We start from the raw sequence: 7,234 nt of genomic DNA on the forward strand, positions 1-7,234 counted from the left end.
TAGTAGTAGTAGTAGTAGTAGTAGTAGTAGTAGTAGTAGGTGATGATAGCAAACGTTTGCGTCAGGGCAAATACTATTTTTTCAACGCTTAACCGGTTATTTTATTTACTAATAATCTGTTCTTTATTACTTTTTTCTAACTTAAAATAATTACCTATTTATAGGTATAAAATAAACTATCGTTACTTTTTAATAGGGAAAAACAATGAGTAAATAAGGTTTATTCTATCAAAATACTTTCTATAAGGATTTATTTACTTTATTAAAAACTTTTGTTCTTTGAACATTATCTACCTCATTTTCACAACTTTTTTGTCTGCTAGGTTCATTAATGCCTTGCCATTTGTGAAAACAGAGTGAGTACAATCACACCAATCATAATTAAACTGATACCGATTACGCCACCAACATCCACTTTTTGGTTAAAAAAGAAAACACTAATTATTGCAGTTAAAACAATTCCGATACCAGACCAAATCGCATAAGCCGCACTTAATGGAATCCCTTTTAATGCTAGCCCTAACAAATAAAATGATAATACATAACCAATAACCACACCGATTGAGGGGTATAATCGGCTAAACCCATCGCTCACTTTTAACATACTGGAAGCAAAAATTTCAGAAAGAATAGCTACCGCTAAAAATACCCAATACATTTAATCTGTTTTCTCCTGTAACGATTTTATCGCCTGATTTACTATTGATATTCCACTGCGTAAAATCAATAAACTCAAAATTGCACTCGCTACCAAATCCACCCATTGCCAATCTAATAGCCAAGCGCTTAAACCAGCAATAATTGCAATAATAGATCCAAACAGATCTGCCAATACGTGCAAATAAGCGGCACGAATATTCAAATTATCGTGATCACTTTTAAACATTATTAGTGCTACTACAATATTGACCAACAATCCGATAATCGCAACGCCAAGCATCGGTAATGCCACCATTTTCTCCGGCGTATACCAACGTTGAACCGCCTCCCACAGAATCATTAATGCAACTAAAATTAACGAACTACCATTCAATATGGCAAATCGTTTTTGTATTTTTTCATTGAAAAAAAGTGCAATCAATGCCAATAATAATGACAAACTGTCATTTGCCATATGTCCGGCATCCGCCATTAAAGTTAAACTATGAAAATGATATCCCCCCCAAAACTCCACTAGCATATAACTGGTAATAATAACAAGGCTAATCAGCAGAATTGTTTTACTTTTAGGGATATGGTGATGATCGTGATGATCGTGATGATCGTGATGATCGTGATATAAATGATTGCTCATTTTTAAGCCTCTATATAAATGAAATGCTTGATTCTTTTTTATGGAATAATATAAAGTCTGTAGCGACTACAGAGTCAATCTTTTTCATAAAGGTTATTTAATATGAAAATTCACGAAATCAGCAAACTCAGTGGCATTAATCTAGAAACCATCCGTTACTATGAAAAAACGGGCTTATTACCCGAACCTCAACGCGGTAGCAATGGTTATCGCTATTATGATCAAGCAAGCCTTTCATTATTGAAATTCATTAAATCCTGCCGTTCATTAGGTTTTTCTTTGGAAGATATTAAACAGCTTATTCAGCTTCGTCATAAACCGACAGAACATTATCACGCCGATCAAATCATATTAAAACAGCTAGAACAGGTAGAACAAAAAATCCAACAATTATTGGAAATTCAGACATTTTTGAAACAGTTAAGCTGTCAAGAAGAACATAATGAAGACGAGTGCAAAGCCATTTCTGGATTAGAAGAGGTTGGAAATATCAAAGCACAAAATATATATTGAAATGATAACCGTTATCAATTAAAATCCAACCCCTTTATTTGTTAGCCCATAGGAAATACAGTCTTTGAATTAAACGCAGAGTCATTCACCTTACCTGAGAAAGTGTTGTTGCACTCTATTTCATTGCAATTCAACACAGGGAAAATTTACGGCATTATCGGAGCAAATAGCTCAGGGAAATCCACGTTAATTAAGCTCCTTGCCCGTCAGCCGGTGGCGAACACTCTCGTGAGTGGCTAGCAATGTTATTGGCACAGCCTCGCTGTTATGCAAAGCATTGATCCAAAAGCCAAAAAGTTATCGCCGTTTGCTTTCAACGGTTGAAATTGAACGGCAATATGGCGGAATTTTACACCGCACTTTGAAAATAAGAGGTAGATAAGTACGGTCAGAAAATTCCACGTTTTTTATACACAAAATAGGAGACATCAAATGAAAAAACTCACTCATCTTGCCTTAATATGTGGCTTGGCATTCCCACTGGCTGGGCAAGCACACGATTTATGGGCATATGCACAACAAGCGGAAGCGGGCAAAGATTTGCTTGCAGTGCTTGGCTATGGCGATCGTTTTCCTGAAGGGGAAAAAATCGCAGAGGGGCGTTTAAATATTTTAAATCCATTGGTGTTGCACAGTGCGGACGGCAAAAGCACTACCCTCACCCAAAAGGGCGAAAATTTTCACTATGTAACCACCAGCCCGTTGGCGAAAGCGGAATACAAAATTTCGGGCAGCTATAAACCGACATTTTGGTCGAAAAATGACAACGGCTGGAAGCGTGAAAATCTCACTCAGATGAAAGATGCCAATTACTGCGAAGAATCCAGTATGTTCGCTTCAACCTATGTGAACACAGGTGTTGATGTGAGCGATTTCGCCATTGCTCCAGTGGGATTACCGTTGGAAATCGTGCCATTGGTTGATCCAACCACGCTAAGCCCGATGGATGTTTTCCCCGTGCAAGTGTTGTATCAAGGTCAGCCAGCGAAAGGCGTGAGCGTGATTGGCACAACCAACGAATTTACCAAACTTGATGAAAAAGCCGTTTACGATCACCGTGAACCACAAGCTTTCTCTGGCAAAACGGACGCTCAAGGCAAGGTGAATTTCATTCCAGCCTTAGCAGGCACTTGGAAAATCAAGGCCATTTATGAAATGGATTACCCAGATCAAAAAGTGTGCCAAAAACGTAAACTTTATAGCACTTATACTTTTAAAGTGAACAAATAATTTTATTCTCGTGGGGCGGATCAAAACGCCCCTTATTTAAGCTGTAATTTGTAGTAAATTAAGGACTATTTATAGCAAAAGCTGTTTTTAAATTATCCCTAAAATATAGGAACATACTGCATCTGAATACAATAGGGTTTAAAACTATTTACTTATCCAACTGCTTGTAAATATTAACGTTGCTGTTGCCAAAATTTAACCGCCTGTTTTTCCCACCCTTCCGCCGTTGTTCCAGTACCTAATGCGAAACCGTGTCCAAGATTTTTATAAAGATGAAATTCCGTTGAATAGATTGTGCAATCGGAAACCCCTCGTGTAATGAACCGACATAAGCAAAACCACCTCCAGCGGCAATCATCGCAAAGGGGGCATTCGCTTTGCCTTTAAACACAAAAATCCCCGTATGCTGTTTGCTTGGATCTTGATATTTTTCCGCTTCGCTGTAAATCTCGTAAAAAATCATGTCTCCTTGTTCGGCTTGCTGGAGCATTTTATTCAGCGTATCAGTAACTACCAATGGCGAAATATGACTATGGTAGGGCATTAACTGTTCAATTTGGTTTAATTGTACTCATCAAAACCAATTTTGTCGGTGCTTTCAAACTTTGGATAATTCGCTTAATGCCTTGATAATCCACGTTTTCTGGGTCGGCATAATTGCCTTGCGTAAAAATAATACCGTCTGAAATACCTTTTAACGTATCAGATCGGGTTAAATCACCGACAAAAACGTCAACTCTCTTATCAAATCGAGTTTTGTTTGGGGTACGTACTAATGCACGAACTTGGTAACCTTTATTTAATGCTTCAGTTACGACATATTGCCCAATGCTGCCTGTAGCGCCAACCACTAAAATTTTATTTATTTTTTGCATTTTACTTTCCTTATTTACTTATTTGAATAATAACCACACCAGCCAACAATACTAGTAAGCCTATGATTTGTAAGGCATTAATCGGTTTTTTGGTTGCACCAAGCAAGCCGAATTGATCAATAAGCAGGCTGCCAACTAACAAGCCAAACAATGAAGTCACAATCGCACCGCCTGTGCCGATTTGTGGCACGATTAGCACAATACCGCCGATATAAATTGCCCCGAGCAAACCACCGAACCATTGCCACCAAGGTTGCGGTTGTTTCAGCGCATTTTTGAGATGTCGCCAAGCGGTCGGTTCTTTGCAACAAATTACTAAAGCCAATAGCAGCGTACCGATGGCAAAAGGTACGAAGACAGCAAGGCTGGTGGAATGTAAGGTTTGGCGTAGGGCGGCATTGACTGCTGGCGTAATGCCTGATGCTACTCCGCCACTAATACCGAGAAGTTGCCAAGCTAACAATGAACTTTCTGCACGTTTTTTCAGGCTGCGTTGTTTGAGAGAGGGCAACACAATCGCCACAGCAATTCCAGCCATCACCGCCACTAAGCCCAGTAAGCGTAAAAGGGTAAAATCATATTGAGGTGCCGAGAGCCAGCCAAAAGTGTCAATCAACGTGCCTGTGATAACTTGCCCTAAAATTGGCATAATCGCCGTTTGCACACTGCCCAAACGTGGGAAAATCAAAATATTGACCGTCAACCCAAACATCGCTAATAAACCGCCTAACCAAATCCACCAAGGAGATTGGATCAATATTTCAGTTGAAACCGCAAGCGGTTCGTTTTGCACAAAAATGAGCAAAATTAACAAAATAGATCCTACGCTAAAAGCGATAAAAGACGACAATAACGGCGACACGACATTTTTACGCAGCACTGAATTAATCCCTGTCTGCAACGCAATCCCCATTCCTACCAACACGCCAACAGACGCAGCTACTAACGAAATCATTATTTTTCTCCGATTAAATTAAGTTGAAAACATTATAGGTCGGAAAGATTGTGTTGATTAGGTAGGGAAAAGTGAATAAGGTATTGAATAAAATTCAATAATCAGAAATTTTAGAAAATGCACCGCACTTTGAATGTTTCAGACGGCATAGTAAACTTTCGTTTGGAAAAATGTGGCTAAGCTATGTTTTTTCATTTGAAAAAATGTATTATTATAACGATTTTTCATTGATAAAAATGTATCGCAAGCCTAAAATAGCTTTAAATTTCAGCAAAGAGGTCAAGAATGCAACGGGATATTTTAGAGAAGCTCAAACAATGGAAGGCTAAGTCAAATCGTAAACCTTTGATTATTCAAGGAGCAAGGCAGGTTGGGAAAACGTGGGCGATGAAGCATTTTGGCGAACAAGCATTTGAGCAAGTTGCCTACATCAATTTTGATAACAATCCACGAATGAAAACCTTATTTTCAGGCGATTATGATATTGACCGTTTGATTTTAGGATTGAAAATTGAAAGCGGCGTGGATATTCAAGCGGATAATACGCTGATTATTTTTGATGAAGTGCAAGAAGTGCCACAGGCTTTGTCATCACTCAAATATTTTTATGAAAACGCACCGCACTTTTATATGATCGCCGCAGGTTCATTGCTGGGTGTTTCGCTGCATCATCAAGTTTCTTTTCCTGTGGGCAAGGTGGATTTTTTGCCGCTTTATCCGATGACTTTTCGGGAATTTCTCACTGCATTAGGCAAAAAAGATTTGGTACAACTGCTTGAAATGCAAGATTGGACGTTGATTACGGCAATGAAATCTCGCTACATTGACTTGCTTCGTCAATATTATTTTATCGGGGGAATGCCTGAAGCGGTTAAGGTTTTTATCGACACGCAAAATTTAGATGAAGTGCGTCAGGTGCAACGCAACTTGTTAATGGCATATGAACAAGATTTTTCTAAACATATTGCCGATGGTTCAACCGTGAAAAAAGTGCGATCCATTTGGGCAGCCATTCCTGAACAATTGGCGAAAGAAAATAAAAAATTTATCTATTCACAAATGCAAAAAAGGGCGAGAAGTAAAGACTATGAAATCGCCTTGCAATGGTTGAAAGACAGCGGTTTGGTGCATTGCGTTCCACGCATTAAAAAACCGAATTTGCCTTTGTCTGCTTATCAGGATAATGCTTTTAAATTATTTGCCTTAGATGTGGGTTTGCTGGCGGCTCAAAGCCACTTAGATGCCACGACTTTATTAGAAGGCAACCGCATTTTTACCGAATTTAAAGGAGCTTTAACGGAACAATATGTGTTGCAACAACTGATTTCTAGCCAAGAAAACCCTATCTTTTATTGGGCGACAGAAAAAGGCACCGCAGAAGTGGATTTTGTATTGCAACGCAAGCAGGCGGTAATCCCGATTGAAGTGAAAGCCGAAGAAAATTTAAAAGCGAAAAGTTTAAAAGTCTATGTGGAACAATTTCACCCAGAACAAGCCATTCGATTATCAATGGCAGACTATCGGGAGCAAGATTGGGTGATGAATGTGCCGTTGTATGGATATAACATTTTTAATTGAGAGGATTAAATAATGAACTTTCCAGTACCTATTGTAGCTAATATCAATAGTCATGAAGGTGATTTTTCTAGAGAGATTGAGTTAAGATCTCCACTAACTTTTATTATTGGTCCAAATGGTTCAGGCAAGACCCATTTATTAAAAGGGTTAAAAAATAGCTTTTCAAATTATACAAACAAAAAAGTACGTTTTATTTCTTCAGGACGTTTAGGTCCTATGGAACAGTATAGATCTAATTATAATCAGTATTGGCACCATGATCATATTGATAATGCCAGTCATGGTGATAAAGAATATTCTAAATATCGGCATCGAATAGAGACAATTAACGGTGATTTACATACATTAGCAGCTCGTTCTGATATCCTCATTAAAGTTAAAGAGCGCTTGCAAAAGCTTTTTAAAAGAAATATTTCTATTGATTGGGATGCAGGTAATCTAAAGATTTCATTTGCTAGATTAGGGAAAGAAAATACCTATTATTCATCAGGACGTGAAGCATCTGGTTTATTGCATTTAGTGGGCATTTTATCTGCTCTGTATGACGATGAAGTTGGCGTTTTACTTATTGATGAGCCTGAAGTTTCTTTGCACCCACAATTACAGGCTTTTTTGTTAAAGGAAATCTCTCGCGTAGCAGGCATTCCTAATGAAGATAGCTATCATAAGATTATTATAATGGCAACGCATTCGACAGAAATGATCAAAATCTCGAAAGCAGATGATTTATTATCTTTTATTTTCTGTAATGATTTAAAAGAAGCACCTATTCAAATTTGATCTGACCCC

The 7,234-nt window shown here is 38.2% G+C and carries 11 protein-coding genes; 6 read left to right on the plus strand and 5 right to left on the minus strand.

Going from position 1 to position 7,234, the window contains the following annotated elements; translation table 11 throughout:
- Positions 1-328 precede the first annotated feature (328 nt).
- Together QV04_RS10800 and QV04_RS10805 are read right to left on the minus strand one after the other, a co-directional pair.
- Positions 329-658: a DMT family transporter gene (locus tag QV04_RS10800; protein WP_021461091.1), complete on the minus strand. Its 330-nt coding sequence runs from the start codon at positions 656-658 to the stop codon at positions 329-331.
- Entirely contained in the window at positions 659-1,294 is a 636-nt protein-coding gene (locus QV04_RS10805) for a cation diffusion facilitator family transporter (RefSeq protein ID WP_065233458.1), read from the minus strand. It abuts the gene before it with no gap.
- A gap of 102 nt (positions 1,295-1,396) precedes the next feature.
- On the opposite strand from QV04_RS10805, the gene QV04_RS10810 reads away from it, so the two are divergent.
- From QV04_RS10810 to QV04_RS10815, 4 genes are all read left to right on the plus strand, one after another.
- Positions 1,397-1,807, plus strand: coding sequence for a MerR family transcriptional regulator (locus tag QV04_RS10810; RefSeq protein ID WP_039132989.1), 411 nt, complete (start codon positions 1,397-1,399; stop codon positions 1,805-1,807).
- A gap of 102 nt (positions 1,808-1,909) precedes the next feature.
- Positions 1,910-2,047 carry an ATP-binding cassette domain-containing protein gene (locus tag QV04_RS11420; RefSeq protein WP_231924196.1) on the plus strand — a complete coding sequence of 46 codons (138 nt, stop codon included), beginning with the start codon at positions 1,910-1,912 and terminating at the stop codon, positions 2,045-2,047.
- Positions 2,040-2,189 (plus strand): hypothetical protein, encoded by a 150-nt coding sequence (locus QV04_RS11565; protein WP_156106945.1) that lies wholly within the window; start codon positions 2,040-2,042, stop codon positions 2,187-2,189. Before QV04_RS11420 ends, QV04_RS11565 begins: the two co-directional genes overlap by 8 nt.
- Before the next feature lie 50 nt (positions 2,190-2,239).
- A complete protein-coding gene (locus tag QV04_RS10815) occupies positions 2,240-3,037 on the plus strand; it encodes a DUF4198 domain-containing protein (RefSeq protein ID WP_039164161.1) in 798 nt (265 codons plus the stop codon).
- Positions 3,038-3,275: 238 nt separating this feature from the next.
- Here the strand turns inward: QV04_RS10815 and QV04_RS11425 are convergent, their stop codons facing one another.
- Genes QV04_RS11425 through QV04_RS10830 form a run of 3 tightly spaced genes read right to left on the minus strand, consistent with a single transcriptional unit; the run spans position 3,276 to position 4,867 of the window.
- Positions 3,276-3,581 carry a hypothetical protein gene (locus QV04_RS11425; protein ID WP_197494828.1) on the minus strand — a complete coding sequence of 102 codons (306 nt, stop codon included), beginning with the start codon at positions 3,579-3,581 and terminating at the stop codon, positions 3,276-3,278.
- A gap of 7 nt (positions 3,582-3,588) precedes the next feature.
- Complete coding sequence (locus QV04_RS10825; RefSeq protein ID WP_065231730.1) at positions 3,589-3,912, minus strand: NAD(P)H-binding protein; 324 nt, start codon at positions 3,910-3,912, stop codon at positions 3,589-3,591.
- Between the two features lie 10 nt (positions 3,913-3,922).
- The gene (locus QV04_RS10830) at positions 3,923-4,867 is read right to left on the minus strand and encodes a DMT family transporter (protein WP_065231729.1); all 945 of its coding nucleotides are present in this window, start codon (positions 4,865-4,867) and stop codon (positions 3,923-3,925) included.
- Between the two features lie 285 nt (positions 4,868-5,152).
- Between QV04_RS10830 and QV04_RS10835 the strand changes: the two genes are divergently transcribed.
- Both QV04_RS10835 and QV04_RS10840 read left to right on the plus strand, forming a co-directional pair.
- On the plus strand, positions 5,153-6,445 hold the full coding sequence (locus tag QV04_RS10835) for an ATP-binding protein (RefSeq protein WP_065231728.1): 1,293 nt from the start codon (positions 5,153-5,155) through the stop codon (positions 6,443-6,445).
- 12 nt (positions 6,446-6,457) lie between these two features.
- Positions 6,458-7,225 (plus strand): AAA family ATPase, encoded by a 768-nt coding sequence (locus tag QV04_RS10840; protein WP_039174680.1) that lies wholly within the window; start codon positions 6,458-6,460, stop codon positions 7,223-7,225.
- Positions 7,226-7,234: the final 9 nt, after the last annotated feature.

It is taken from the genome of Gallibacterium genomosp. 1 (assembly GCF_001678575.1).
In the GTDB taxonomy this organism is placed as follows: Bacteria; Pseudomonadota; Gammaproteobacteria; order Enterobacterales; family Pasteurellaceae; genus Gallibacterium.